This window comes from Bacillus sp. OV166, from assembly GCF_900177675.1.
Taxonomy (GTDB): Bacteria; Bacillota; Bacilli; order Bacillales; family Cytobacillaceae; genus Neobacillus.
On sequence record NZ_FXWM01000001.1, the window covers coordinates 1,239,161 to 1,265,710 of the forward strand.

Annotated in this window: 24 protein-coding genes; 12 read left to right on the plus strand and 12 right to left on the minus strand. The window is 40.1% G+C overall.

Annotated features, from left to right (window positions below; genetic code table 11):
* Nucleotides 1-9 precede the first annotated feature (9 nt).
* From ilvE to CCK98_RS05860, 9 genes are all read right to left on the minus strand, one after another.
* A complete protein-coding gene (gene ilvE, locus CCK98_RS05825; RefSeq protein ID WP_088085713.1) occupies nucleotides 10-918 on the minus strand; it encodes a branched-chain-amino-acid transaminase in 909 nt (302 codons plus the stop codon).
* 408 nt (nucleotides 919-1,326) lie between these two features.
* Complete coding sequence (locus CCK98_RS05830) at nucleotides 1,327-2,058, minus strand: exonuclease domain-containing protein (RefSeq protein ID WP_088085714.1); 732 nt, start codon at nucleotides 2,056-2,058, stop codon at nucleotides 1,327-1,329.
* Between the two features lies 1 nt (nucleotide 2,059).
* On the minus strand, nucleotides 2,060-3,016 hold the full coding sequence (locus CCK98_RS05835; protein ID WP_088085715.1) for a DUF294 nucleotidyltransferase-like domain-containing protein: 957 nt from the start codon (nucleotides 3,014-3,016) through the stop codon (nucleotides 2,060-2,062).
* Nucleotides 3,017-3,090: 74 nt separating this feature from the next.
* On the minus strand, nucleotides 3,091-4,350 hold the full coding sequence (locus CCK98_RS05840) for an ammonium transporter (RefSeq protein WP_088085716.1): 1,260 nt from the start codon (nucleotides 4,348-4,350) through the stop codon (nucleotides 3,091-3,093).
* A gap of 214 nt (nucleotides 4,351-4,564) precedes the next feature.
* Nucleotides 4,565-4,891, minus strand: a complete 327-nt coding sequence (locus CCK98_RS05845; protein ID WP_088085717.1) for a MerR family transcriptional regulator — start codon at nucleotides 4,889-4,891, stop codon at nucleotides 4,565-4,567.
* Between the two features lie 145 nt (nucleotides 4,892-5,036).
* Entirely contained in the window at nucleotides 5,037-5,201 is a 165-nt protein-coding gene (locus CCK98_RS36980; RefSeq protein WP_088085718.1) for a Fur-regulated basic protein FbpA, read from the minus strand.
* Nucleotides 5,202-5,226: 25 nt separating this feature from the next.
* The gene (locus tag CCK98_RS35150; protein WP_179195724.1) at nucleotides 5,227-5,364 is read right to left on the minus strand and encodes a hypothetical protein; all 138 of its coding nucleotides are present in this window, start codon (nucleotides 5,362-5,364) and stop codon (nucleotides 5,227-5,229) included.
* 185 nt (nucleotides 5,365-5,549) lie between these two features.
* Nucleotides 5,550-5,933 carry a hypothetical protein gene (locus CCK98_RS05855; RefSeq protein ID WP_179195725.1) on the minus strand — a complete coding sequence of 128 codons (384 nt, stop codon included), beginning with the start codon at nucleotides 5,931-5,933 and terminating at the stop codon, nucleotides 5,550-5,552.
* A gap of 155 nt (nucleotides 5,934-6,088) precedes the next feature.
* Nucleotides 6,089-7,081, minus strand: a complete 993-nt coding sequence (locus CCK98_RS05860) for an acryloyl-CoA reductase (protein ID WP_088085719.1) — start codon at nucleotides 7,079-7,081, stop codon at nucleotides 6,089-6,091.
* Nucleotides 7,082-7,380: 299 nt separating this feature from the next.
* Here CCK98_RS05860 and CCK98_RS05865 point away from each other — a divergent pair, with 299 nt between their 5' ends.
* The 3 genes from CCK98_RS05865 to CCK98_RS05875 all read left to right on the plus strand — a co-directional run bounded on the left by CCK98_RS05865 (nucleotide 7,381) and on the right by CCK98_RS05875 (nucleotide 9,677).
* Nucleotides 7,381-8,202, plus strand: coding sequence for a basic amino acid ABC transporter substrate-binding protein (locus CCK98_RS05865; protein WP_088085720.1), 822 nt, complete (start codon nucleotides 7,381-7,383; stop codon nucleotides 8,200-8,202).
* A gap of 99 nt (nucleotides 8,203-8,301) precedes the next feature.
* Nucleotides 8,302-8,958, plus strand: coding sequence for an amino acid ABC transporter permease (locus tag CCK98_RS05870; RefSeq protein WP_088085721.1), 657 nt, complete (start codon nucleotides 8,302-8,304; stop codon nucleotides 8,956-8,958).
* Nucleotides 8,955-9,677 carry an amino acid ABC transporter ATP-binding protein gene (locus CCK98_RS05875; RefSeq protein WP_088085722.1) on the plus strand — a complete coding sequence of 241 codons (723 nt, stop codon included), beginning with the start codon at nucleotides 8,955-8,957 and terminating at the stop codon, nucleotides 9,675-9,677. Before CCK98_RS05870 ends, CCK98_RS05875 begins: the two co-directional genes overlap by 4 nt.
* A 30-nt stretch (nucleotides 9,678-9,707) precedes the next feature.
* Here CCK98_RS05875 and CCK98_RS05880 read toward each other — a convergent pair whose 3' ends face one another.
* Nucleotides 9,708-9,974 (minus strand): zinc ribbon domain-containing protein, encoded by a 267-nt coding sequence (locus tag CCK98_RS05880; protein ID WP_088085723.1) that lies wholly within the window; start codon nucleotides 9,972-9,974, stop codon nucleotides 9,708-9,710.
* Nucleotides 9,975-9,991: 17 nt separating this feature from the next.
* Nucleotides 9,992-10,498: a hypothetical protein gene (locus CCK98_RS05885; RefSeq protein ID WP_088085724.1), complete on the minus strand. Its 507-nt coding sequence runs from the start codon at nucleotides 10,496-10,498 to the stop codon at nucleotides 9,992-9,994.
* A gap of 158 nt (nucleotides 10,499-10,656) precedes the next feature.
* Here CCK98_RS05885 and CCK98_RS05890 point away from each other — a divergent pair, with 158 nt between their 5' ends.
* From CCK98_RS05890 to CCK98_RS05900, 3 genes are all read left to right on the plus strand, one after another.
* Entirely contained in the window at nucleotides 10,657-12,336 is a 1,680-nt protein-coding gene (locus CCK98_RS05890; protein ID WP_088085725.1) for an acyl-CoA dehydrogenase family protein, read from the plus strand.
* Nucleotides 12,337-12,696: 360 nt separating this feature from the next.
* Nucleotides 12,697-15,450, plus strand: a complete 2,754-nt coding sequence (locus CCK98_RS05895) for a dynamin family protein (protein ID WP_088085726.1) — start codon at nucleotides 12,697-12,699, stop codon at nucleotides 15,448-15,450.
* 316 nt (nucleotides 15,451-15,766) lie between these two features.
* A complete protein-coding gene (locus CCK98_RS05900; protein ID WP_088085727.1) occupies nucleotides 15,767-16,993 on the plus strand; it encodes an RtcB family protein in 1,227 nt (408 codons plus the stop codon).
* Between the two features lie 72 nt (nucleotides 16,994-17,065).
* On the opposite strand, the gene CCK98_RS05905 is transcribed toward CCK98_RS05900, so the two are convergent.
* Nucleotides 17,066-18,022 carry a D-2-hydroxyacid dehydrogenase gene (locus CCK98_RS05905; RefSeq protein WP_088085728.1) on the minus strand — a complete coding sequence of 319 codons (957 nt, stop codon included), beginning with the start codon at nucleotides 18,020-18,022 and terminating at the stop codon, nucleotides 17,066-17,068.
* A 250-nt stretch (nucleotides 18,023-18,272) separates the two neighbouring features.
* Between CCK98_RS05905 and CCK98_RS05910 the strand changes: the two genes are divergently transcribed.
* The 6 genes from CCK98_RS05910 to CCK98_RS05935 all read left to right on the plus strand — a co-directional run bounded on the left by CCK98_RS05910 (nucleotide 18,273) and on the right by CCK98_RS05935 (nucleotide 26,546).
* Nucleotides 18,273-19,484, plus strand: a complete 1,212-nt coding sequence (locus CCK98_RS05910; RefSeq protein ID WP_256942267.1) for an MFS transporter — start codon at nucleotides 18,273-18,275, stop codon at nucleotides 19,482-19,484.
* A 222-nt stretch (nucleotides 19,485-19,706) separates the two neighbouring features.
* Nucleotides 19,707-20,474 (plus strand): 3-hydroxyacyl-CoA dehydrogenase, encoded by a 768-nt coding sequence (locus CCK98_RS05915; RefSeq protein WP_088085729.1) that lies wholly within the window; start codon nucleotides 19,707-19,709, stop codon nucleotides 20,472-20,474.
* A gap of 129 nt (nucleotides 20,475-20,603) precedes the next feature.
* Nucleotides 20,604-22,349, plus strand: a complete 1,746-nt coding sequence (locus CCK98_RS05920) for a sigma-54-dependent Fis family transcriptional regulator (protein WP_088085730.1) — start codon at nucleotides 20,604-20,606, stop codon at nucleotides 22,347-22,349.
* Between the two features lie 175 nt (nucleotides 22,350-22,524).
* Entirely contained in the window at nucleotides 22,525-24,060 is a 1,536-nt protein-coding gene (locus CCK98_RS05925) for a class I adenylate-forming enzyme family protein (protein WP_088085731.1), read from the plus strand.
* Nucleotides 24,061-24,228: 168 nt separating this feature from the next.
* The gene (locus CCK98_RS05930; protein WP_088085732.1) at nucleotides 24,229-25,374 is read left to right on the plus strand and encodes an acyl-CoA dehydrogenase family protein; all 1,146 of its coding nucleotides are present in this window, start codon (nucleotides 24,229-24,231) and stop codon (nucleotides 25,372-25,374) included.
* A gap of 14 nt (nucleotides 25,375-25,388) precedes the next feature.
* On the plus strand, nucleotides 25,389-26,546 hold the full coding sequence (locus tag CCK98_RS05935) for a thiolase family protein (protein WP_088085733.1): 1,158 nt from the start codon (nucleotides 25,389-25,391) through the stop codon (nucleotides 26,544-26,546).
* The last annotated feature ends 4 nt before the right edge of the window (nucleotides 26,547-26,550 follow it).

Here is a 26,550-nt window from a genome sequence, read left to right on the forward strand (position 1 = left end):
ATTTAGCTCCTAACTGACGATTGCATGGTTTGAACCTGTTGGGTAACAAGCCACTCCGTCTGTTGTTACAATTTTCCTGAATTCTTCTAAAAGAACTTTAGTAACTTCACCAGGTGTTCCATCACTAATTTTACGGCCATCCACATCAATAACTGCAATTACTTCTACAGCTGTGCCGGTTAAGAACACCTCATCAGCCACATAGACATCATGTCTAGTAAATGGTGATTCACGGACTTCAAAGCCCTTGGCTCTTGCAATATCTAGGATAGCGTTACGGGTAATTCCTTCTAATGCCCCTAAATAAACAGGCGGGGTATAGATGGCACCATTTTTTACAATAAAGATATTGTCAGCTGAGCCTTCAGTAACATAACCCTGATCATTAAGCATTAATGCTTCCTCAACGCCAGCTTGATTAGCCTCTAATTTTACTAGAATATTATTTAAATAGTTAAGTGATTTAATCTGTGGACTTAGGACATCTGGGCGATTCCTTCGACTCGCAACAGATGCAATTTTAATTCCACGTTCGTAATACTCTTTAGGATACATGCTAAGTTCTTCAGCAATAATAATGACGCTTGGCTTCGAGCAGGAAGAAGGGTCTAGGCCGAGATTCCCTTTTCCACGGGAAACAACGACACGAATATAGGCGCTTTCTAGCTGATTTTTTCTAATTGTCTCGACGATTAATTGAGTCATTTCCTCCTGTGTGTATGGAATATTCAGCATAATGGATTGTGCTGATTCATACAGTCTTTTCAGGTGAGCATCGAGTCTAAAGACGTTTCCGCTATAAACGCGTATGCCTTCAAACACACCATCACCATATAAAAAACCATGATCGAAAACTGAAACTACAGCATCTTCTTTCTTGACGAACTCGCCGCCAAGGAAAATCCATTGACTCCCCAACCTAACCACTCCTCTTTTGTGATAGAACGCTTTAAATGACTAAACAAATTTTTTAAAAGAATTGCCATACCCATCTCCAAATGGTGAGGAGCTATGACAGTTATTGAATAGATGATTATTTTCGATAATCATACAACCAATCGAAAACATGGTCAATATAAAAATCTGACAATTCAAATAAATCAAAAAAGTTGATAGCGTTTACATTATTGTTGTGATAAGGAAAACAGCGAAAAAAATTTTTTTGAAATTTTTTTATTTTTAGGTTATTTTGTCCTCGAAATGGATTGAAACGAGGGAATATTCAGAGGTAAGTAAGAGGGTGGTGTTGCAAAGTGGATTATATTTCAAACTTAAAATTTTTAATTCTGGACAAAAAAACACTAGTTTAAAATAGTGTTCATATGCTCAAAGCTTTGCAAGATGTTCATATACTTCTCGTAAATTACTATATCCGTTTTTTTGAGCTATTTTTAAATAGCTGGACCAAATTTGCGCTGTCATGATTGCATCGCCAAGTGCATGGTGGCGATCTTTTATAACAATCCCACATTTATGGCAGACTTCTTCTAGTGGTAATGATTTCATTGATGAATCTGAAAGTCGAATTAAGAAGGAGGTATCGATGATTCGATGTTCAAATCGAGTCTTTAACAGATCCCATGTCATTTTTTGCATAAAGGACTTTTCATGTTTAGAGTGATGTGCGACAAGGATATGACTTTGTGTATACTTGAAAAATTGAACTAAGACATCCCTGGCATCTGGTGCATCCCGCAATTGATCTTCATGAATATTTGTTAAAGTAGAAATTTCTGAGGTAAGAGGAAGGTCTGATTTAACAAGGGAATAAAAAGTATGATTATCCTCGATATGCGGACCGATCATTTTTACAGCTCCAATCGATAGGACACGATCTCCCTTTTCTGGATAAAACCCAGTGGTTTCCAAATCAAAGACAACGACTTCTAATTCGTTAAGCGGGGTATCTAAGTTGTTTTTTACTTTCATTTCTTTCTGGAGCTGCCGGATGAACGAGAGCTGTTGAGGATTACTTTGTCCCTGAATCCCAGCATAAATATTAGAACTAAGCTTGCCGGATATTAGCCTAAAGTATTGTGCTAAATCATTCATTCTCATGTTACCCCTCCTTTTCTATTAATTTTCTTACAGTTTGATGAAGAGTTACCCCATTTTTAATGATGTCTTTCATTTCATTCTTTTGCTCTTTTGTTAGGTTGTCGACTGGTAAATAGTGACCAGAATCATAGTCTGTGTGACTGGCAAAAAGAAGACGATAGTTTAACAGTTTTAAAAACATATTTGTATATAAATCCTTGTCATGTATCTGAAGTTTGTCTAGCCTTAATAGGGTAGAGGTCTCTTGTAGATTTTCTTTAACTGCCAATAGACGAGCTGCATTCACATATGGAAAGAGGGCAGTCTCCTTTATATTTAGAGATCCAGTATGTACCCCATGGGTCTCCACTAAAAGCTGACCTAATACGCCAATGCCCTTTTTGAAATGTAGAGTATTGTTTGACATTCTTGACAGAAGTTGTTCCGTTTGAACTGTTTGATAAACAAAGGTTTTTAGTTGTTCCAAGAGTTGATGCTTTCCATAAAAAGAACGTCCATCAATAAAAATGAGTAGATACCGTAACGATTCCCAAGATGCCTCTAGGGCCCAGTTCTTTATTTGTTTCTCCCATTCGGAATGGGACTTACACCAAAACGGATTGCCTGACATGACACCGCCATCGCAATAAGGATAGCCTACTTGATAAAGACCTTTTGAAATTTCCTTTCCTAATGACAAAAAATAAGCTTTTGCTTCTGTAGTTGGATCGAGATAAACAATTCCATGGTCCTGGTCACTCCATACAGATTGTTCAAAACGTCCGGCACTCCCCATCACAAAGAAAGAAAAGGTAGACGGCGGCGGACCATATCGAGCAAGAACTTCTTTCAGTGATATCTCCAATACTTGTTTAATCATGTTGTCATGAAGTTCGTTTAATTTAAAGTGATCATGTACAACGGGCTTCATGTGAAATCTTCTATATTCTGCAATGGCTGAGTAGGTATTATCATTCATGTTTATCACCTCCACTTAAAAAATCTAGAAAGTGTGCAAGCCCTAAATAGGAGTTGCACACTTCATTATTACAATTAAAAAGCCTTTGTTTGTTCCGCTTTAAGCAATTCGGGATATCCATAGCTACCGTGCTCGCTCATATCTAAGCCCATAATCTCTTCTTCTTCTGTGACACGCAAGCCATTCATTGCTTTTTTAATAATGGCGAGCAAGATAAAGGATGCGACCAAGGCGAAGGCACCAGAGGCGATAACGCCTAATGCTTGAACCCCGAGCTGATGGAAGCCGCCGCCATAAAATAATCCAGGTTTTCCGACCGTGGCTAATTCTTTTGTGGCAAAGAAACCAGTCGATAACGTTCCCCAGACACCAGCAGTACCATGTACAGATAGTGCTGCGATTGGATCATCAATTCCTTTTTTCTCAAAGAAGCGAATACTATAAAATACAAGAATACCAGAGATAAAACCAATCAGGACAGCGGCCCAAGTATCAACAAATGCACAAGAAGCAGTAATCGCTACGAGGCCTGCTAATGCACCATTTAACATCATTGGAACATCTGCCTTACCCAATACGATCCAGGAGATAATCATTGCGGCAACAGTACCAGCAGCAGCACCAAGGTTTGTATTTAATGCGACGAAGCCAAAGAAACCTTTGTCCACGGATAATGTACTGCCCGCGTTAAATCCGAACCATCCAACCCATAAGAGTAAAACACTTAGTGCTGTAAATACTTGGTTATGACCAGCTAGATTATTGGCGGAACCATCTTTATTAAATTTTCCGATACGTGGTTTTAATAGAATCGTAGCTGCCAATGCCGCCATAGCACCAGTTAAGTGAACAACGGTTGAACCAGCGAAATCTTGTTGACCAATCTCTGCTAACCAGCCGCCGCCCCAAATCCAGTGAGCAATTGGAGGATAAACAATAACAGAAAATAATACCGCGAATACGAGATAGACGCCTAATTTTGCTCGTTCAGCAAACCCGCCAAATGCAATCGTTAAGGAAATACCTGCAAAAGCTAATTGGAACAAAAAGAAAACAGAACCAGAAAGTGATAAACTATCGATATCATAGCCTGAGTATAAGAAGTCAGAAAATCCTATAAGTGCATTTCCTTTTCCGAAAATTAGTCCAAATCCAACTGCCCAAAATACAATCGAGCTAATACTAAATGTGAGAATGGTTTTACCAGCAATATGTCCTGCATTTTTCATTCGGGTGGAACCTGTTTCTAACAGGATGAACCCGCCGATCATTAAAATGACAAGTATCGCTCCTAGCATTACCCAAAGACTGTTCATTAAGAATAAAGTATCCATTTTTTCTCCCCCTTTTAAATGATGTTAATTTTCTTAACATTCGGTATGTTAGTATTCTTACATGATTCCGAATTAGTTTCTATAAATTTGGAAGATAATCTAACATGGTTTTTAATAAAGTGGCATAACTCCCGGTTGTTGGCAGAACGGAGGGAGAAAAGTGCGATAAAAAATCCCATTCTCTATAGAAGGAATGGGATTGAAGGTTAGCTCTTTACTTTTTCCTTATACCAAATTGGGCGTTTAATTGCCCTTGAATCATCTTTCTGCGTATATCTTCTTGGTTGTGTTTCTTTTGTTCACGAAGCATTTCTTTCCTAATATCATGTGTTTGAATTCCATCTTCAATTTTATTGGCAATATCCATCAATAGTTCAACATCTGAAAATGAAAATTTGCGGCTTCCACCAGCAGACCTTTCAGGAAAAATAAGCTTTCGTTCTTCATAATACCGTATTTGTCGTTCGGAGAGACCGGTGAGGTCCCGAACAATCCCGATTGTAATCACTTTTTTATCTTTATATGATATGTCTTTTCCCATTTTTGCGTCTCACCACACCCTATTGTTTGCATAATTAATCAATTTGTTAATTTAATATTATAATATGTTAGATTTTCTTACATTGGACTGGGTATTCAAACCATTTTACTTGTTTTTCAGAAGAAATTTCTATGGAGTGCATTCGTCATGATTTTGTTGGGGGAAATATTTTTTTGTATAGGCTTTCCAGTTCATTGAAGGTAAGAGAGTAAAGCTCGTGGTCAGAAGAATTAGACATGCCTGAGTCTAACAACTTCTTAATATAAAACTGCCTAAGGCGTTCGAGTCCTTTACGCAAATGAGTGGCCAACTTTCATCACCCCTTCAAACTGAATTTAATAATTTTGTAGTCTTCTTAAAAGCTCATTTGCTTGAGATCCCATTGCTTTCATAAGTTCTTCATATAACTCATCTCTTAACTTATCTAATTGAAGGATTCTTTCAGCTAGCTTAATATCATTTCTTCGATACATTTGAAATCCTCCTTTCTTTCCTTGTTTATAATGAAAAGTTAACTGAATTTTCACTCCTTGTCAGTGGTTTTGTTAGATAAGCTGACAGGAATTTTAAATCTCCATCCAAGATTGGGTAAAACAATCTGACTATGTATGCTTGGGGAATAAAAAGAACCGGGCATGCCCGGTCCTTAAAGTTTCTCTTAGTATTCTCCATCAAATGGTGTGAATGGGAAATTAAATCTTCTTTCAACTGCACGGAGGCGTTGATTCACGCGTTGGAGTCTTCGGTCGATTTGGGCTACTTGACGTTGTAGTTGATTGATCTCCCTTTCTTGACGTTCATTCGCTCTCTCCAGTTGATTCAGTCTGCGCTCAACCTGCTGTGGCTGCCTTGCTGGGTCATATTGTTCAGGTTGAAGATAGGGATTAAATGGTTCTTCCTGAACATAGGGATTCATTTGCTCTTGTATATCATAGGAAATAAATTGTTCTGGTTGACCATAGTAATTCACTTGTTCTGGTTGTACATAGGCATTATAATCAACCGGCATTTGTGGCATTTGATAATAACCATACGGATTCATTGGGCATCTCTCCTTATGTGGTAAATACCCTATAGATTATGTGGGTGTATGGGAGCTGTAACGGCTAATGCCCATAGACATTCTCTGACTTCGTGGATATTTCAACCTATGAAACTAAAAATGAGATGACCAAAGTCATCTCAGGGGAAAAGAATTTACAGCTTTACAATTGTTCTTCCGCGTGCCTCACCTTTGAGGATCGAGGATAAATCATTGGGTAATTCTTCGAGTGATACTTCTTTATTCATCACATTTAATAAATTATCTGGTTTAAAGTCAGTAGCCATTCGCTTCCACAAGGCGATTCTGGTTTCCATTGGACAATAAACTGAATCAATTCCAAGCAAATTGACTCCTCTTAGTATGAAAGGGAATACCGTAGTAGGTACATCGCCGCCGCCAGTAAGACCGCTGACTGCTACAGAACCGTTGTAAGTAATTTTACTAAGGATAGAGGCAAGCGTTTTGCCGCCGACAGGATCCACAGCGGCCGCCCAAAGTTGTTTATCTAACGCTCTGATTTTTTCGCCTGTTACGTCCTCGCGCGAAAGAATCTCACTCGCTCCAATTTCAATGAGGAAGTCATGTTCTGATTGTTTACCTGTACTGGCAACGACATGATAGCCTCGTTTAGCAAGAATGGCTACAGCGATACTGCCAACCCCGCCTGTAGCACCTGTAACTAGGACACTTCCCTTTTCAGGTGTTAAGCCGTTTTCCTCTAAGCGTTGGACAGATAATGCGGCCGTGAACCCCGCCGTGCCATATACCATTGCTTCTTTTAAGGACAAGCCTTCGGGCAATGGTACAACCCATTCGGCAGGAATCTGAGCATATTCACCATAGCCGCCATAATGAGCGACTCCAATCTCATAACTAGTAGCAATCACTTCATCGCCTGCTTTAAAGCGTGAATCATTAGAACTGACCACCACACCGGCTAAGTCGATTCCTGGAATAAAAGGGTAGGATCTTACAATTTTCCCATCAGGGGTACTTGCCAATCCATCCTTGTAGTTCACACTTGAATAGCTGACCTTGATTAGGACGTCACCTGCTTGAAGGTCTTGAATGGTTACTTTTTTTACGTTTACAGTAAAGTCATTTTCCGTCTTGTCGATAACTAATGCCTTAAATGGTTCGTTCATTTTTTAACCCCCTATGCATCTCAATTAGTTAAATATAAATATACATTCCCAACTAATCAATGACAGGAAGGTGACAGGTAATATCATAAGTAAAAACAGAATGTTAAAGAGTAGTGCAGAGGAATGTTATAAGTCATTATTCTACGATGCTACACACTTCAGGTTATTATAGTATTAATATAGTAAAATATTAAAAATATTGAATATAAAGTCAAAACAGGTTATAATCATGTATATTCAAAATATTATCAATACTCATAATAATTACTTTTATAAAAAAACATTGGAGGTCTGAACAAATGAAAAAATTTAAACTATTTTCAACTGTATTAATGGTAGCACTACTCTTAGTTCTTTCAGCTTGTGGAACGAGTAAGAGTACAAGCACAACAACTGGGGGAGACGGGGAAAAGAAGACATTGCGTGTGGTAACAGATGCCGCCTATGCACCTTTTGAATACCAGGATAAAGGGGAAGTCGTCGGTTTTGATATCGATTTTATCAATGCAGTAGCAAAAGAAGCTGGTTATAAAATTAATGTGGTGCATGTTGGCTGGGATCCGATTTTCGTTGAATTAGATAAGAAAATCGCTGACATTGGACTTTCTGCCATCACCATCAACGATGAAAGAAAACAAACCTATGATTTTTCAGTACCTTACTTTTTATCAACCAATAAAATCTTAGTTCCAAAAGATAGTGATATTAAGAGTGCAGCAGATTTAAAGAATAATAAAACGGTAGCTGTTCAAAATGCAACAACTGGACAAGAAGCAGTTGAAGGTCTTTTAGGCAAAAATAGCGATAAAATCAAAAAGTTTGAAAATAATAACCTAGCAATCTTAGAACTAAAAAGCGGCGGAGCAGATGCTGTAGTTGCTGATAACACAGTTATCGAGCAATATGCAAAAAACAACCCGAAAGATAATTTTGTTGTCATTGATGATTCAGCTGCTTTTGCTAAGGAATTTTACGGACTAATGTTTCCAAAGGGAAGCAAGATTAAAGCAGACTTTGATAAAGCTGTAAAAGCGGTTATTGATAACGGAACGTATGCAGATGTATACAAGAAGTGGTTTAAAGTAGAACCGGATACCCAGATCTTAAAGGATCAGCAGTAATATTGCTTATTAAATTGCGTAACTCTTAACTTAGCAGTTACGCAATTTTTGTTGTTAGATTCGATAATTAGCTTGTTGTTTAATAGGGGGATTTAAAGTATGGATTTTCGTTGGGATATTTTAGTTGAATATGCTCCTTTTTTTCTTAAAGGGACATTACTAACCATTGGACTTTCAATCGCAAGTATTTTGATTGGTACCATTCTTGGCTTATTCATCGGATTAGGGAAAATAATGAAAAATAAGCTCCTCGCCTGGCCTTTTACCATTTACATTACCTTTTTTCGAGGTACACCATTACTCGTTCAAATATTATTAATCCATTTTGCCGTCGTACCTCTTTTTCTTGGAAAAACAAGTCCTATTTTAGCTGCAATTCTTACTCTATCATTAAACGCTGCGGCATATATCGCTGAAATCTTCCGCGCGGGTATTCAATCAATTGATCGGGGGCAGATGGAGGCAGCTCGTTCACTAGGGATGAATCATGTACAGGCTATGCGGGAAATCATCCTTCCGCAAGCCTTTAAACGAATGATTCCACCGCTTGGAAATGAATTTATCGTCTTAATAAAAGAGTCATCGCTTGCGGCTTTAATTGCAGCCCCTGAGCTTATGTATTGGGGACGAGCCATGCAAGGACAATATTTCCGAGTCTGGGAACCGTATCTTGCGGCCGCAGTTATTTATCTTGTGTTAACACTTTCCTTAAGCTTTCTGTTAAATCTTCTTGAAAGGAGGTTGGCAACCGAATGATTCAGGTGAAGAATTTAAAAAAATCCTTTGGCAAAAACGAAGTCCTCAAGGACATCAATGTTACAGTCAAGAATCAAGAAGTAGTCGTTGTAATTGGACCTTCGGGTTCCGGAAAATCAACATTTCTTCGCTGCATAAATATGCTAGAAACGATTACCGGTGGTCATGTCTTAATTGAAGGAATCGATTTGACGGACAAAAAAACAGATATCAATAAAGTACGTACAGAAGTGGGAATGGTTTTTCAGCAATTCAATCTTTTTCCGCATAAAAAAGTGATTGAAAATATAATGCTTGCACCAATGAAAGTAAGAAATATTCCAAAGGAAAAAGCGAGAGCTAAGGGTTTGGAACTTTTACGGAAAGTTGGATTAGAGGATAAGGCAGATGCCTATCCCGATTCTTTATCAGGCGGGCAAAAGCAGCGGGTTGCGATTGCAAGGGCGCTAGCAATGGAGCCGAAAATCATGCTTTTTGATGAACCAACGTCTGCACTCGACCCTGAAATGGTTGGCGAGGTACTTGAGGTTATGAAGGAGCTAGCTAAAGAAGGAATGACGATGGTGGTTGTGACACATGAAATGGGCTTTGCCAAAGAAGTGGGCGATCGGGTTATATTTATGGATGGCGGATTGATTGTCGAAGAAAATGTTCCGAACGAATTATTTGATCATCCGAAGGAAGAACGGACAAAGGCGTTTTTAAGTAAGGTTTTATAACTAAAAGGGAGGCTCAAAGCCTCCTTTTTGTTATTTCCTCGAATGCCATCTTTCCAGCTTCGGAATGTTTCTTGTAAACATCCCCGCAATAAACTTCGGCATCCCAAATTCAACAATCTTTTCTTTTACTCTTTCTTTCATTTCGGCAACTGTAATATGAGGTAAAGTGAATTCTCCGTTCATATAGCAGTGGCTGCAGTACTTGGTGCTTTTCGTTCCATCCTTTTCTGTCCCGCCCCCAAGCTCATCTTTTGCTAACGGCATTCCACAGCTTTGACAGCTTTTATAGGTGGTCATTTCTATCACTCCATTCTTTATTCAAAGTCAAAAACATCAACAATCCGGTCTGCTTTTAGCCGGTTTTGACACAGTTTAAATAATTGTCCCAAAAATACTTCAACCTCAAGTAATGTAGAAGGCAGTTTGATTTGAACGGTTGTTGAACCAAACATTTGTTTAAAGTAGGCTTTTCTTTGGTCATTTTTTCCATCCCGTTTAAATGGTTTGTATCCCCAAACAATATGAGGGACCCCATCAATTTCTTGGATTTGTCGTATCTCTGCGCAAGTTGTGGACCGATCATGTGCATAAATGACTAAATAATAGTTGTCATTACGATGCCAATCAATTAATAAAAAGTAATAGCCCGTATCGCTATCTGGCCTGGTTACTTCATATGCTGCTAACGTTGGTTTCCCATTTGTCCATTGATGAAATTTTTGGAGGCTGCCACCAGTAATTTCAAGTTTTTTAATCTCATAGATCGATGAATTAGAGGATTCGATACAGTTAGCTAAAAATATGGCTTGTTCCTTTTCCAACTTAGATTTCCCCTTTATGTATTTGAACCAATTATACTTTGAAAGTGGATGAAAAAGAAAGAATGTCCAAATTTAACTTAAACTTATTTTTAACTGAATTAGAAAGTGATATACTTTATTTATTGATTATTCTGAAAAATAAACCAGGAGGTTATTTAATGAATTTTTACAAAGAAGATTTTCAGTTTCAATCCTTGCTTAAAGAGTTACTCGATCAACCCTTTTTTGAATATGCAGACAAGGAGTTAACTGTCTTTGGTGAGAAATGTGCAACTGCTGTCGATGATCGGGCAAGGTTTACGGACCGGGAAGGACAGCCGCGCTTAAACAAATATGATGCCTATGGTGAAGATATTTCTGAAGTATGGGTGAACGAAGGCTACAGAAGAACCGTTGAAGAAACTTACAATACCGGAATAGTTGGTTATGTTCATAAAGAAATTCCAGCGCTCGGGGAAAAAGGAAATTACATTTATTCTTATGCACAAGGGTATTTGCTCTCACAAACAGAGCCTGGATTTTACTGTCCAGTCACATTGTCGATGGCTACAGCTTATTTACTAAACCAATATGCTTTTAAAGATATTAAGGAGCGATTTTTGCCGCATGTCCTCTCAACAGGTGAAGTTACACATTATGAGGGTGCGACATTTTTAACAGAGCGTCAAGGAGGCTCCGATGTCGGTGCGAATGAGACGAAGGCTGTTGAAGAAGGGGATCATTTCAAACTCTATGGAGAAAAGTACTTTGCCTCCAATGCCGGTATGTGCGGGGTCGCTATGGTTTTAGCGCGGAAAGAAGGTGCACCATCAGGAACGAAGGGACTGACTCTATTTGCAGTGCCATGGCGAAACCAGGACGGAACACTTAATGGTATTCGTATTCGCCGTTTAAAAGATAAACTCGGTGTCAGGGCAGTCCCTTCTGCTGAGGTGGAATTTGATGGCGCAGATGCATTTGTTGTGGGCGATCCAGCGAAAGGTTTTTACTATATGATGGAAGCTCTAAATCTATCAAGAGTCTGCAATGCTGTTGCCTCATTAGGAATTATGAGAAGAGCCTATTATGAAGCAAAGGAATATGCTTTAAAAAGGGATGCGTTCGGAAGTAAGCTCGCAAACTATCCCATGGTCAAGGACACGCTGACACGGCTTGCGGTTAAGCTCGAAATTGAAACCCGCACCGTTTTTACTTATATTCCTTTATTTGAGCGGGTCATGAATAATCAAGCAAGTCAAAAAGAGGCCATTCTCAATCGTCTCTACATCGCCCTCTTGAAAAAAGAAACGGCAGAACAAGCGATTCATTATGCACATGAAGCGATAGAAATGCACGGTGGAAATGGTTATATCGAAGACTTCGTCACCCCTAGACTGTTACGGGATGCCCAGGTACTGACTGTTTGGGAAGGAACGGCCAATATTCTCGGATTAGAGGTTCTGCGTTTAATCGAGAAGTATAAGGCAGAAGAGCTGTTTTTAGAAGAGATGAGTCAACGCTTACGGGGAGTTGCCCTTTTGCCATCCGAATGGACTTATTTGGTTGAAAATAAATTAATTCAATTGCAGAACCTATCGAAATCATTACGTACGGCATCTGCAGACCATAAAACCTTTCACTCGAAAAAGGCTGCTGAACTTATGGTAAAAATTTTTGAGAGTATTGTCGCGCTTGAACAGGCAGCAAGCGGTGACCGCCGTGCCATCATGGTAATGGAGGTTTTTTTAGAGGAAACATGGAAGTCTTCTTACTTGTTCAATGAAGAAATGAGGACAGTCGAATACTTTTCGGAAATTGTTTTGAATTCGAAAAGTGAAAAACCTTTATCAGTCAGATAAGTGAACTCTATGAAGCTTGCCATTTCATGGTGGGCTTATTTTTATAGTTTGATTTGATCAATATATATCCATTAATATCCAGAAAATGTCGTGAGTTTCGTAAAACATGTAATAAGAGTCTGAAAATATGTAGTAAGTTTCGTAAAATATGTAATAAGTTCTGTAAAATATGTAGTAAGTGTCATTAATTATGTTTCTTTGTCTCCAAAATGAAATACAAATGACATCCTTTTAAAAAATTGCTCTGGTAGAATCGTATAATTAGGACTTATAATCAGAAAATCCGTCGAATAGTATATAGAATAATTAGGCCTCTTTTCCATATGAATGACAGAGAGTGGTGTAATTGGAGGGAAAGATATGACATTAGAGACGCAATTAAAACAGAAAACGTATTATGAAATGTTCATTAATGAACATGAAAATATTCATCCGATCCAGGTGCTTGGTGAACTGTTTCAGGAGGAAGCGCTAAAGGACCTGCCTGATTTATCATCTATTCGCTTTGCACAGGGGGAAGTGTACTTCCATCATAAAGATTATGAGGCTGCCATCTTTAAATGGGAGAATATAATCAATGAACTTGAACCCTGGGCAAAGAAAAATACTGCGGATGCATATTATGAGTTAGGTTTATTATCGACTGCTGAAGACCTTTATTGTGCAATTCAAACCAATAATCTCACCCTAAATACGGAAGTGGCCTTACAGTTATTTTCGTTGTATATAGAGCGAGGAAAGCTCGACTTGGCCTTGTCGGTGATTAAAAAAACAATTGCTGCAAACCCGGATTATCCAAACGTAACGGAAATCGCCCGTTCTTTTTTTGAAGAGCAGCAGGATTGGAATCATGCGATTGAACTAGCAGTAAACGAGGCAAAACGGACGGAATCATTAGACTGGTACGATATGATCATTACCTATGTGGAAAATGGTGTGGCTAGAAGTCATGCGCCGAGTTATTTTTCACAGGCTTTACTTGAAGTGTTTAGCCTGAATAAACAAAAATTCGAGAAGCTTATTTCCGCCATTTGGAACAGCTATAAGAATGAGGAATCGTATTTTACTTGGATCAGAGAAATGAACCATTTGTTATTAAACCTTGATATCAGTCGGGATAGTAACTTATCTGTACTTTCAAGCCTCCATAAGGAAGCATTTTTCAACTTAATTGATGGAAGGTATTTCATTAAAAGTCTGCAGGATTTTATTCCAGACTTCCTGACAAATTGGTTACGGCTTGCCGATCGTAAAGATACCGTGCTTGCAGCAGCTGCCGTGCTCTCATGGAATGAGCTTTTTCCAGCAAGCATAAGTATGTCTATCGTTAGTGAGGCTGAAAAACTGATCAGCATTACGGAAACTGATATGGACGAATTAGAGGAGTGCCTGACACTATTTGATGCTATTACGGATTGGGCACAATCAAATGAGATGGGCGAGAATAATCGAGTAAAATGGATTGTCGAGCAATTAGTCGATTTTGACACACAGCATCTTCTAATTACCGGGTTGAGCGGAAGTGGTAAATCAACCTTTGTTAATTTGGTTCTAGGAGAAGATTTACAGGACAGCCCAACCTCTTCGGTGGTCATGTTTAAGGATTCCAAGGAAGAAGAAATCATAGAAATTACTGATCGAGAGATGACTCGTTTATCTGGTTTTTCTGATTTTCAAGAACGAATGGACCGACGCCGTAATGCGTTAGAATCTATGATTGAATTTAGGCGTCCGAACGCCTTTTTACAGGAAAATAAGGTCGCTTTAATTGATACCCCTGGCCTAAAAGGAAACTATAATGATTCCTATGAAGTATTGAAGAATCTGCAATTGGCAGATACCGTCCTCTTTGTGCTCGATGCAAATGCACCGTTTACGGATAAAGAAAGATCAGTGCTTGCAAAGATTCAAGAGTTAGCTCCTGATATTCCAGTTCATTTTCTATTGAGTAAGACCGATACGCTTGTAAATGAGCAGGAAGCGATAAGAGTTTTCGATGAAACTAGGGCGAGGATTCAATCCTATTTACCGGATGCTTTCGTGTTTGCTTTTTCATCGCAATATGAAAGCAGTCAGCAGCTTAAGGACTTAAAAGAGTTTATCCAATCCATTAAAAACATGAGAAACATTGAAGATAAGCGGTTGGCAAAGCTGTTGTTCTATATTCGGACCACGATTGCCAGCCTTATGCAAAAACGGATCGATGTTGAAAATCAATTAGTAGAATCCGTACGTTGGAATGAAGAAATGCTGCAGAAGTTAACGGGGGCCGTAAATCAACTGAAGGATACGGAGACTCAAAAAACAAAAGCAGTGGTGCAGTCCTACCGTGCCATCAAAGATTCTATTGAAAAGGATATATCAGAGTCTGTTCCAAAGATGCTTCAAGAGTGTTCCTCTTTCATTAAAGAAGACAGTAATTTTAGCAAGATTCACTTAGAACTTAATGATGAGATGAACAAGAGACTGGAAGTGTACCTAGATCAGACGGTCATGCCAAAATATTACCGCTTGCTCCAGGAATGGATCGAGGGAAGCAAAGAGGAGTTCGTGCAAGGTCAGGAGTTCTTGAATGAAATAGGTGAAGGCTTTAATCACATGTATGGGGAAGAACGCCTCAGCCTTGATTGCGATTTTAAAGTGCTCGATGATTGGCACCGTGATACTGATCGGATGACAAGTCGCTTTCAGCTGGAAACTGTCAATATTCTGCTGCGCAGAACCCCGTCTCAATTTTTATTAAAAAGCGCTGGTAAGCTGTTTGGTGCCATGACACAAAATAAAGCACTGCTTTTTAACAAATACAAATCATTTGTAGAAAATGAGGAGTATATCGAAGCGATTTCTGCCGTCAAGCAACAGTTTTTTCAGCAATTTGAGCTGTTTGAAAAATCACTGGAGCGAGATGTTACCCTATTTTTCAAGAGTCCATTGAATCTGTTAAATCGTTCAGTGGAGGAAGCAAGATTAGGAATTCAGTCAAACCAAGAAATGCTTACGAATATGAATACCAATCCAGAAATGTTCCGCGATCCGTTAACATTGTTTGAAGTTAGATTGCGTCAGTTTGAGTGGATGACGGTGGCAGGAAAAGGTATGCAAACCGTCTATTAATATTTGAAAAAGGAAGGTGTCCGAGGCATCTTCCTTTTTTATTGGATAGGAAATATAAAATAATTTATTGTGGATAACTTGAAATAGTTCTCTGAATCCAGCTCCAGCGCCCAGCTGCTAGTGGCCTTCGCTCTCCGCCCTACGATAAGTCAACATCGAATCGCTAACGCTCTCCGTGTTTCCTTTATCTCAGTTGGAGCGCTCCAGTCCATACGCAGATAAACGGGCGCTTGCGCCTTTTGTTCTGAATTTGCGTTGCCCAAATGTCAAAAAAATGGTAGCCTATGGGTAATCTGTTTTGAAGGAGGGAAAACGAGTGATTAAAGTAACGGGTGCACAAACAGAGGCTTGTGTTTTTTCGAACTATCCTCAGGAAACAGCCTTAGAGCAAATCCAAGAGCTATGCAATCAAGCTTTTTTAAAGGATACAAAGATTAGTATTATGCCAGACTATCACGCCGGTAAAGGTTGTGTGATTGGAACAACCATTCAGCTAAAGGATAAGGTCGTCCCCAATCTAGTGGGTGTAGATGTCGGCTGCGGCGTGTTAACCGTCAAACTTCAGGATCAAAAAATTGATTTTAATAAACTTGATCAAGTGATCCGTACGTATGTCCCGAGTGGGCAGGAGCTTCATACAGAGGAGACAGTCGGGTTTATTACTACGAGTTTTCCCACCAGTCAAGAATTTAAAGCAGAACACATATTGAGTGAAAATAGAAGCCTTTATAGCTTAGGTACATTAGGTGGAGGGAACCATTTTATTGAGGTCTCTGTGGATACCGATGGCTATCACTATTTAACCATACACACTGGCAGCCGCTATGTTGGGGCGAAGATTGCCAGCTACTATCAAATGGTAGCAATCTCAAAACTTCGTCAGCAGGATTTAACTGATATCATTGACCAATTAAAGGCAGAAGGACGTCAAAAAGAAATCGAAGCAATGATTAAAAGCTATAAAGAAAAGAATCCCGTTATTCCGAATGATTTAGCGTATTTGGAAGGCGAGGATTTTCATAACTATATGCATGATATGAAGTTGGCTCAAGCATTTGCAAAAGCTAACCGCGAAGAAATTGCAAGAGCGATCACGGAAAATATAGGACTAGAGGAGCAGGACCGCTTCGATACGGTACACAATTATATCGACACGGAGAACCTGATTTTACGAAAAGGGGCCGTGTCCGCGCAAAAAGGCGAACGTCTTATTATTCCGATTAATATGAGAGACGGGTCGATTCTAGCAGTCGGTAAAGGGAACGATGAATGGAATTATTCTGCTCCGCATGGTGCGGGTCGCGTATTGAGCCGGACGAAAGCAATGAAAACTCTCAATATGGACGATTTTCATAAAACAATGGATGGCGTGTGGACGACGTCTGTTTCGGAAGAAACCTTAGATGAAGCGCCAATGGCCTATAAGTCAATGAATGAAATTTTAGAAAAGGTAGAAGAAACTGTTGAGATTGCAGGTTTCATTAAACCGGTTTATAACTTTAAAGCCAGTGAAAAGTTCACGCCTGGAAGATTTAAAAAATGATAGATTTGGGAGAGAGAGACTGTAATAATAGTCTCTCTATTTTCTTTTTTCAATAATTTCTGTACTCCTGTATTAATATCCTTTTGAAAAATTAACAAGATTAATCGATGGGATATTACTAGAAAGATATTCTTTTAAGTTAGGGATCAATATGTTTTCAATGACCCGCTGATTATAGTGATCGGTTGACCCAGATGTGTGTGGGGTGACGATTACATTTTCCATCTCCCATAACGGACTTTCCGGACTCAACGGTTCTGTTTCAAACACATCGAGTCCTGCTCCCGCGATTGTTCCTTCCTTTAATGCCTGGATAAGGTCAGCTTCCACGACAATCTCCCCTCGGCCGATATTCATAAAGAATGCGGATGTCTTCATTTGCTTAAATTGTTCTGCGCCAAACATTTGATTCGTTTCCTTGGTGAGCGGTAATGTAACCACAACATAATCACATTTTGGGAGCAGCTGATCTAATTGGTCTGGAGTATACATTTCATCCACATAGTCCTCTGGCTTTCCAGAGTGCCTGACACCAAGGACGTGCATGCCAAATGCTTTAGCGATTTTCGCTGTTTCTTTCCCAATGGTACCGACGCCGATAATGCCAATGGTTTTTTCATGTATTTCTAGTCCCATATGGGCATGATGCCAAGTTTTCTTCTGTTGGTTTTTAACATAGGTATGGATTTTCCGTGTTAAGCCAAGCATTAATGCAAAAATTGTCTCAGAAATTGGATAGGCATGGACGCCATTAGCACTAGTCAAGTAAATGTTTCTAGAATTCATCTCTTCAAGCGGCAGGTAATCAACACCGGCACTCCATGATTGGAGCCACTTCAACTTGGAATGTGGAGCGAGGCAGTATTCTTCTATCCCATTATGCCAGCCAGCGATGATTTCAGCGTCCTTTAGATGCTCTTGCCAAATATTTTTATCCTTGCCTACAATCAATTCCCAATCAGGAATCATCGCATTGATTTGTGTTATGTAATCTTGATCAATATTACGGGTGATAACCATTTTTTTCATAAGTGGGGATTCCTCCAATTTAACAATGTTTACTATATTTAATGATAACGGAAATCAAAAAAATTGATAAGGTTTTTGTTTACTAGTCGGACACTAATCCGAAGAAACCAGCAAATTTTATAAAACTATCTGGTATCAAAATATTCTTTTTCCATCTTCTGTGCTATTATTTAGAAATACGAAGTAAATATAAGTAAGCGGATCTTCAGTGTGAAGATTCTTTTTTATTGGAGTGAAGGGAGCGGATTGTTTGAAAGAGCGTTTGTGGACGAAGTCGTTTATTATGCTCATGGTGGGAAATCTGTTTGTGTTTATGTCATTTCAAATGCTTATTCCCACACTACCGCCATATATAAAATCCATTGGGGCTTCGGGGCTGGAGATTGGCCTAGTGACGGCATTGTTTTCGATTGGCGCTGTCATTAGCCGGCCGTTTATCGGCTTTATGCTTGAGTATAGGCCTAGAAAGGCACTAGTTTTAATAGGAGCAATTATGCTTTTACTGGTCACGATTCTTTATCCAGTTTCACAGGTTGTGGTGATTTTTCTATTATTCCGTTTTGTCCATGGTCTTGCCTGGGGCTGGTCAACAACTGTAAATGGCACAGCGGCGGTTGATGTGATTCCAAATTCACGGCTCGGTGAAGGGATGGGCTATTTCGGACTTTCGATGACAATTGCATACATTATTGCCCCTAGTGTAGGAATATTTGTTTACAATATTACTTCTTTCACGAATCTAATTTATTTTTCAGCGATATTAGGGGTTATCTCGATCATTTTACTTACTGCTGTAAAGTATCAAACTCCTAAAGCAGTGATAAATACTAGAAAAGAAGAATTGAAATTTTCCTATCTAGGTTCACTGGTTGAAACATCAAGTTGGTTTCCAGCATTTATCACGATTATCATCAATTTAGGTTACGGATCGGTGGTCACATTTATTGTCATTTTTGGTGAAGATCGTGGCATTGAGCAGATCTTTTTATTTTATATTTTTAATGCGGTGATGGCCACATTGGGCAGACCATTTGCAGGGAGATGGTTTGATGAAAAGGGCCCAATAGGACTTGTATTGTTCTGTACATTCGCTACATTTGTTGGCATATGGGTACTCTCTTTTGCACATTCCAGCTTATTTATTGCCATTTCAGGTGCATTATTCGGTATCGGATTCGGTTGCTTGATACCAACGCTGCAATCTTGGGCCTTACTCATGACACCTGCACATCGGCGAGGTGTGGCCAACGGGATGATCTTTTCGTCGATTGATTTGGGGATTGGGCTAAGCGGTCTTATTTTTGGGTTGCTCGCCCAGTTTGTTGGGACGGCATCCATCTTTCGAATCGCTAGTCTTTTTCTCATAGCAGCTATTGTTTTAGTTGTAATAATGGAAAGAAGAAGACGAGCGTCATTACAAGAAGACGTGGTAGCAAAGGAAAAGGTCAGGACATCATATTAAATGAGGTCCTGACCTTTTTATGTCTTAATCCAGCCTGGGAGCCATTTCATCTACAACTTTATAAAACTGTTCAGTAATTGATTACTTTTCGGGCATAGATGTCCATACCTAAAACACATTCATTAAAGGTCAACAGTAAATGACCATTATTCTAGAGTTTTTCTCTTTGGCATAATACTTGCAAAAGAGAATCATAGGAAATCCTAATAGGAGGTATAAACAATGCAAATTCAAACTTGTCGTGCGATTGTTACCGGCGGTGCCTCAGGGCTTGGAGAGGCAACCATCCGTACCATTGTTCAAAACGGAGGAAAAGCGGTTATTTTTGACCAATCGGAAGAAAATGGTTTACGTCTCCAAAACGAACTTGGTGAAGCCGTTTTATTTTTAAAAGCAGATGTCACTATAGATGAAGACATTCAGGAAGCAGTTAGTAAAGCTGCTGCGTTTATGGGTGGAGTGAATAGTGTAGTGAACTGTGCAGGGATTGGGATTGCAGAGAAAGTGCTCGGCAGGAATGGCGTGCATAATCTTTCACTTTTTTCAAAAGTCATTCAGGTGAATTTAATCGGTACTTTCAATGTAATTCGGATTGCTGCTGAGAAGATGACTAGTAATAAAGTGAATGAACAGGGTGAAAGAGGTGTGATTATTAATACTGCTTCTGTTGCGGCCTATGATGGACAAATTGGCCAGGCTGCCTATAGTGCCTCAAAAGGTGGAATTGTCGGAATGACCCTGCCGATTGCAAGAGAGCTTGCTCGCTACGGAATTCGTGTGATGACCATTGCTCCTGGACTTTTCCATACACCGATGTTTGATACCCTTCCACAAGAGGCGAAAGATTCGCTAGGAAATATGGTCCCGTTCCCTTCAAGGCTGGGATTCCCAAGTGAATACGCACAACTCGTTCAAAGTATCATCGAAAATCCAATGTTAAATGGTGAAACAATTAGGCTTGATGGAGCAATAAGAATGCAGCCGAAATAAAGGTGAAGTTGGGGAAGGCACAAGACTTCTCTTTTTGTTTGTATGGAATGATCAGAAGTATTGTTAAAATATTCAAAAATATCCCCCTTTTTTGTTACAATAAAGATATGAATAAAAGGGGGTAACGAAATGCTCCAAATTAAAGAGCTTATTACGCCAGTCGATTGTATAGTTACCGAAAATACGACACTAGTTGAAGCCATCGATCTGATGAACAAAAAGAAGTGGAACCTGCTTCCTGTATCGGATATTGGTAGAAAACTAGTTGGCGTTTTTACCCGAAGCAGTTTGTTTCAAATGGTTTTGGATGAGAACCCCCTAACCACTCCTATCAAAAAATACATAAAAGCTCAGGTTGAAACACTGCCCATTAACACCCCATATGAAAAAATTGAATTGATTGTCAAAAACAGTCAGGTTGGCACCGGTGTGGTCATTGATGACCAGGAACATGTCGTTGGAATCCTTACGAAAACGGATATGGTCATGTCACTGCTGCAAACCTCACAAGAGTTAAAAACAGTAAAAACCTTAAAAAGGACATTAGAAACAGCTTTAGACCATGCCTATGACGGGATTGTCATGACGGATGAAAAGAAAAACATCCAGATGGTCAGTCCTCCTCTACTCGAATTATTTAATCTTCAACTGGAAGCAGTTCTATACCATCCCGTTGCGAAAGTATTACCGGAACTACAATTAGACAATGTTTATCAATCAGAAACGGCTGAGGTTAGCGAATTTCTAGAAATCAATGGTATTAAATATATCGTCCACCGAATTCCTATTCAAGAGAATGGAAGAATCATTGGAGCCATTGGCAAGGTCGTGTTCAGACAATTAAATGAGGTCAGCGAGTTATTCAAAAAGTTACAGAAAGCGGAAAATAAAGCGAGTTTTTATCATCAGCAATTTCAGAAGTCAGAGTCAGCCAGGTTTACCTGGGATCACCTATTAACAGTTGATCCATATATGGATAAGTTGAAAAAAAGTGCGGCCAAAGCAGCAAAAGGAAGGTCAACTATTCTTATCCGTGGTGAAAGTGGTACGGGTAAAGAATTGTTTGCTCAAGCTATTCATAATAGCAGTGCAAGAAATACAGGGAAGTTTATTGTGGTGAATTGTGCAGCGATACCAGAGGATTTGCTAGAATCAGAGTTTTTTGGCTATGACGAAGGGGCCTTTACGGGGGCCAGGCAAAAAGGCAAACTTGGAAAGTTTGATTTAGCTAATGGCGGAACGCTCTTCCTTGATGAGGTAGGGGACATGTCACTCTCATTGCAAGCCAAGCTGCTGCGCGTGCTTCAGGAAAGAGAGTTCTACCGGGTTGGCGGTACGGTAAGAATACAGGTTGATGTCAGAATCATTGCTGCCACCAATCGAAATCTTGAAGAAATGGTCCAAGAGGGTCTTTTTAGAGAGGATTTATATTATCGTCTCAATGTTATTTCATTAAATGTCCCGCCACTCCGCAATCGACTTTATGATACAAATCATTTGATTGGGCGGTTCATGATTGAATTGAATCAAATTTTAGGCACTAGCATTACTGGTATCGAAGATAGGGCAAGAGGAGCGATGTTAGATTACGCCTGGCCTGGAAATGTCCGTGAACTGCGAAATGTCATGGAACGGGCCATGACATTTGCGGAAAATGGGAAAATTAGATTGGAGGATCTTCCCGATTATTTAGTGAAGCAGGTTTCCGTTGTAGAGCCTTCTTTAAATGTATCACTTGTCGAAAACGCAGAACTCGAAGCGATTAAAAAGGCATTAGTTCAAGTGCAAGGGAATAAAGTAAAAGCGGCTAGATTACTAGGAATCAGCCGATCCGGTTTATATGAAAAAATCAAAAAATACAAACTGCCGACCTAGGGAGAAGAGTGTCCAAAAAATGGACACCTTTTTGTGTTTTGTGTTTGCTTGAAAAACATATCGTCATTTAAGGCTGCTGCTTTTCGGGCTGATAGCCTATATATTGTTTTTTTTGAATACTGGCACAAAAATTGCATGAATATTGAGGGAAGTCTTTTTGAAGGAGGATCCTTATATGAATATCGGAAGCCTTTTAGCGCAAAATTCCCGCAAGTTTCCCGAATTATTAGCCATCGAATGTGAAGGCAGGAGCTATACGTATCGCCAATTTAATGAAGAAGTAAATAGGCTTGCAAACGGCTTATTGGTCCAGGGGGTAAATAAGGGTGACAAGCTGGCATTGATGATGAAGAATTCCGATCACTTTGTCTTTACGTTTTTTGCCGCTGCCAAAATTGGGGCGGTTGCCGTACCTGTTAACTTTCGTCTAACTGCATCAGAGGTTCACTACATTTTAGACCAGTCCGATACGTCTTTAGTTGTGTGTGACAAGGAGTTTGAACAAATAATCGCAACGGTCAAACAAGGAACGGAAACTCGGTTGGTCATTACCGTTGGTGACCCAGTAACAACTGGATACCATTCGTATGAAAGGATTTTATCCAATAATCTAAATGAGCCGGATGTTGAGGTTTCCGAGCAGGATGATTTAGAAATTCTCTACACATCGGGTACAACCGGCCGACCGAAGGGAGCTCTGTTTGATCATAGTCAAATTTTTAAAGTAGGGATTGCTGTTGTTATTAATATGGGGATTAGACAGCATGAACGAATTCTTCACCTCGCACCACTGTTCCACTCAGCCCAATTAAACTTATTCCTGATTTCCGGGGTGGCACTTGGTGCTACTCATATTATTCATCGTGACTTTCATCCAGTTAAAACACTCCAAGCGATTCAAGAACATAAAATTACCCATCTTTTTGCGGTTCCAGCTATGTATAACTTTCTACTCCAAGTTCCCAATGCAGCAGATTATGATTTATCTTCTATTAAAAGAGTCGGATACGGGGCAGCCCCAATGGCACCGGAACATGTCAAAAAAACCATTCAACTCTTTAAAACCGATCAGGTTTACAATCTTTGCGGTCTGACTGAAGCAGGGCCTGGAGGAATTCTCCTCGATCCAGAAGGACATAAACATCACCTTGGAAAGGGGGGAAAACCTATTTTCTTGACGGAAACAAGGGTTGTCAATGAAGAAGGTAATGATGTATTACCTGGAGTGATCGGTGAATTTATTGTTCGCAGTGACATGGTGATGAAGGAATATTATAAAAAGCCGGAAGAAACGAAGAGCACCTTGAAAAATGGCTGGCTCTATACCGGAGACTTAGCAACGATTGATGAAGAAGGTTATACCACGTTAGTTGATCGTAAAAAAGACATGATTATATCAGGCGGAGAAAATGTTTACTCCGTTGAGGTTGAAGGTATTCTTTTTGAACATCCGGACGTCCTCGATGCGGCTATTATTGGTTTGCCCGATGAGGTTTGGGGAGAGGCAGTCTGTGCGATTATTGTGCCAAAGGAAGGTGCAGTGATAGATGAGATGGAATTGAAGAACTTCTGTCGTCAAAAACTAGCAGGCTATAAAGTTCCAAGGCGAATTTTTATAGAAGAGCAGCTGCCGAAGAACGCTTCTGGGAAAGTATTGAAGTACCAGCTTCGTCAGAAAATGAGAGAGGTGAGAAGCGGTAAATTGGACTAAGAAAATCAAAATTGGTAATCGATTTCCAGTAAATGTCGTAAAAATCGTGAAATAGGTAGTAAGTGCCCAATAATATGTAGTGAGTATCCGAAAATATGTAGTAAGGAGAAGAATTAAAAAAAAAACCCAAATAGAAAGCGCTTCCACTCGAAAGTGAGGTAATTTAACATGAAACATCCATATTTAAATGAGGATCATGAAATTTTTCGCAAGTCATTGAGAAAGTTTTTGGACAAAGAAGCATATCCCTTTTATGAGCAGTGGGAGGAGGACCGGATGATTCCGCGTTCCTTCTGGAAAAAGATGGGGGAGCAGGGGTTTCTTTCCCCTGATATAGATGAAAAATATGGCGGCAGTGAGGTCGATTGGGGATTCGCGGTTGTCATAAATGAAGAGTTGGAACGAGTGGGCTCAGGCTTAATTGGGATTGGCCTCCACAATGACATTGTCGTCCCTTACATCACTGCTTATGGGACAGAAGAGCAAAAGCAGCGCTGGCTTCCGAAATGTGTTACCGGTGAAATTATTACAGGGATTGCCATGACAGAACCGGGTACAGGATCTGACCTGGCAAACATCAAAACAACGGCAAAATTGGATGGAGACCACTATATTGTTAATGGACAAAAGACATTCATTACCAATGGGATTCAATCCGACCTCATCGTTGTTGCTGTTAAAACGGACCTAAATGCGGTACCAAAGCATAAAGGTGTTAGCCTCCTCGTCATCGAGAGAGATGCCCCTGGTTTTTCACGTGGAAGAAAGTTAAACAAAGTCGGGCTCCATTGCCAGGATACAGCGGAATTAATCTTTGAAGATTGCCGTGTACCGAAAGAAAACCTGCTGGGGGAGGAAGGTAATGGTTTCCTTTATTTGATGGAAAAACTACAACAAGAACGGCTTCTTGTCGCAATTGGGGCGCAAACTGCCTCGGAAGTCATGCTCAAAATGACGATTGACTATGTAAAAAGCAGAGAAGCGTTCGGAAAACCAGTCAGCCAGTTTCAAAACACCCAGTTTAAAATTGTGGAAATGGCAACCGATATTGAAATGGGCAGAGCTTTTTTGGATCAGTTAATTGCCGAGCATATTGAAGGGAAAAACGTAGTAACGAAGGTCTCAATGGCGAAATTTAAGCTAACCGATATCGCCAAGAAGATTGCCGGAGAGTGTATGCAGCTCCATGGCGGCTATGGATATATGGAAGAATACGAGATTGCGAGACGATTCCGTGATATTCCTGTTTCCAGCATTTACGCTGGAACCAACGAAATTATGAAAACGATTATTGCGAAAAATCTAGGATTATAGAGAGGAAGATGACTATGCGTGAAGTAGTAATTGTTGAAGGAGTACGTACACCAGTAGGAAGAAGAAATGGCGTGTTAAAAGATATCCGTCCGGATGACTTATCAGCCCTAACATTAAAGGAACTAGTCAATCGAGCAGGGATCGACCCAGCGCTTGTGGAGGACGTTATTTGGGGTTGTGTTACCCAAGCCGGTGAGCAAGCAGGTGATATAGCAAGAGTTGCTGCATTAATTGCCGGCTTCCCAATCGAAGTCCCGGGGACAACAATTGACCGCCAATGCGGCTCAAGTCAACAAGCTGTGCATTTCGCTGCTCAAGCGATCCTTGCCGGTGATATGGACATTGTGATCGCCGGCGGTGTTGAAAGCATGTCCCGTGTTCCGATGGGCTCCAATTACAAAGGGGCTGAGGAACCTTTTAGTCCGAATTTAAGGTCAAAGTACGAAATGATTCATCAAGGATTGTCGGCCGAGCGGATTGCGGAAAACTATGGCTTTACCCGTGAAGTGCTGGATCAATTTTCACTTGAAAGTCATCAAAAAGCACTCAAGGCACAGGAGGAAGGTTATTTTTCAAGAGAAATTTACCCAATCGAGGTAAAGTTTCCTGACGGTACAACAACTGTCATCAAGAATGATTCTGGTCCGAGAAAAGGAACATCTATAGAAGCATTGGCAGGTCTCCGCACTTCCTTTAAAGAAGATGGAGTGATTCATGCCGGAAACTCCAGCCAAATAAGCGACGGGGCAGCTGCTTTATTACTAATGTCGCGCGAAAAAGCAGAAGAACTTGGTCTAAAACCGCGCTTCCGTGTTCACACACGCGTGGTGGTTGGTTCGGATCCAACTTTGATGCTGACAGGACCAATTCCGGCTACAGAAAAGGCACTAGAAAAGTCTGGCTTATCCATCGATGATATTGATGTGTTTGAAGTCAATGAAGCCTTTGCCTCTGTTCCGCTGGCTTGGCTGAAGGAGACGGGAGCAGACCCAGCGAAACTAAACCCAAATGGCGGAGCGATTGCCCTTGGTCATCCGCTTGGCGGCAGCGGGGCGCGTTTAATGGTGACAATGATGCACGAACTTGAGCGGACAGGCGGGCGCTACGGATTGCAAACCATGTGCGAAGGCCACGGAATGGCAAATGCGACGATTATTGAGCGTTTAAACTAAGAGT

Coding starts and splice junctions, on each gene's coding strand:
- CCK98_RS05890 (WP_088085725.1), top strand. CDS start 10,657: ATGAATTTTTACAAAGAAGATTTTCAGTTTCAATCCTTGCTTAAAGAG.
- CCK98_RS05905 (WP_088085728.1), bottom strand. CDS start 18,022: ATGAAAAAAATGGTTATCACCCGTAATATTGATCAAGATTACATAACA.
- CCK98_RS05840 (WP_088085716.1), bottom strand. CDS start 4,350: ATGGATACTTTATTCTTAATGAACAGTCTTTGGGTAATGCTAGGAGCG.
- CCK98_RS05935 (WP_088085733.1), top strand. CDS start 25,389: ATGCGTGAAGTAGTAATTGTTGAAGGAGTACGTACACCAGTAGGAAGA.
- CCK98_RS05895 (WP_088085726.1), top strand. CDS start 12,697: ATGACATTAGAGACGCAATTAAAACAGAAAACGTATTATGAAATGTTC.
- CCK98_RS05875 (WP_088085722.1), top strand. CDS start 8,955: ATGATTCAGGTGAAGAATTTAAAAAAATCCTTTGGCAAAAACGAAGTC.
- CCK98_RS05870 (WP_088085721.1), top strand. CDS start 8,302: ATGGATTTTCGTTGGGATATTTTAGTTGAATATGCTCCTTTTTTTCTT.
- CCK98_RS35150 (WP_179195724.1), bottom strand. CDS start 5,364: ATGTATCGAAGAAATGATATTAAGCTAGCTGAAAGAATCCTTCAATTA.
- CCK98_RS05920 (WP_088085730.1), top strand. CDS start 20,604: ATGCTCCAAATTAAAGAGCTTATTACGCCAGTCGATTGTATAGTTACC.
- CCK98_RS05855 (WP_179195725.1), bottom strand. CDS start 5,933: ATGAATCCGTATGGTTATTATCAAATGCCACAAATGCCGGTTGATTAT.
- CCK98_RS05835 (WP_088085715.1), bottom strand. CDS start 3,016: ATGAATGATAATACCTACTCAGCCATTGCAGAATATAGAAGATTTCAC.
- CCK98_RS05880 (WP_088085723.1), bottom strand. CDS start 9,974: ATGACCACCTATAAAAGCTGTCAAAGCTGTGGAATGCCGTTAGCAAAA.
- CCK98_RS05845 (WP_088085717.1), bottom strand. CDS start 4,891: ATGGGAAAAGACATATCATATAAAGATAAAAAAGTGATTACAATCGGG.
- CCK98_RS05860 (WP_088085719.1), bottom strand. CDS start 7,081: ATGAACGAACCATTTAAGGCATTAGTTATCGACAAGACGGAAAATGAC.
- CCK98_RS05915 (WP_088085729.1), top strand. CDS start 19,707: ATGCAAATTCAAACTTGTCGTGCGATTGTTACCGGCGGTGCCTCAGGG.
- CCK98_RS05865 (WP_088085720.1), top strand. CDS start 7,381: ATGAAAAAATTTAAACTATTTTCAACTGTATTAATGGTAGCACTACTC.
- CCK98_RS05930 (WP_088085732.1), top strand. CDS start 24,229: ATGAAACATCCATATTTAAATGAGGATCATGAAATTTTTCGCAAGTCA.
- CCK98_RS05830 (WP_088085714.1), bottom strand. CDS start 2,058: ATGAGAATGAATGATTTAGCACAATACTTTAGGCTAATATCCGGCAAG.
- CCK98_RS05925 (WP_088085731.1), top strand. CDS start 22,525: ATGAATATCGGAAGCCTTTTAGCGCAAAATTCCCGCAAGTTTCCCGAA.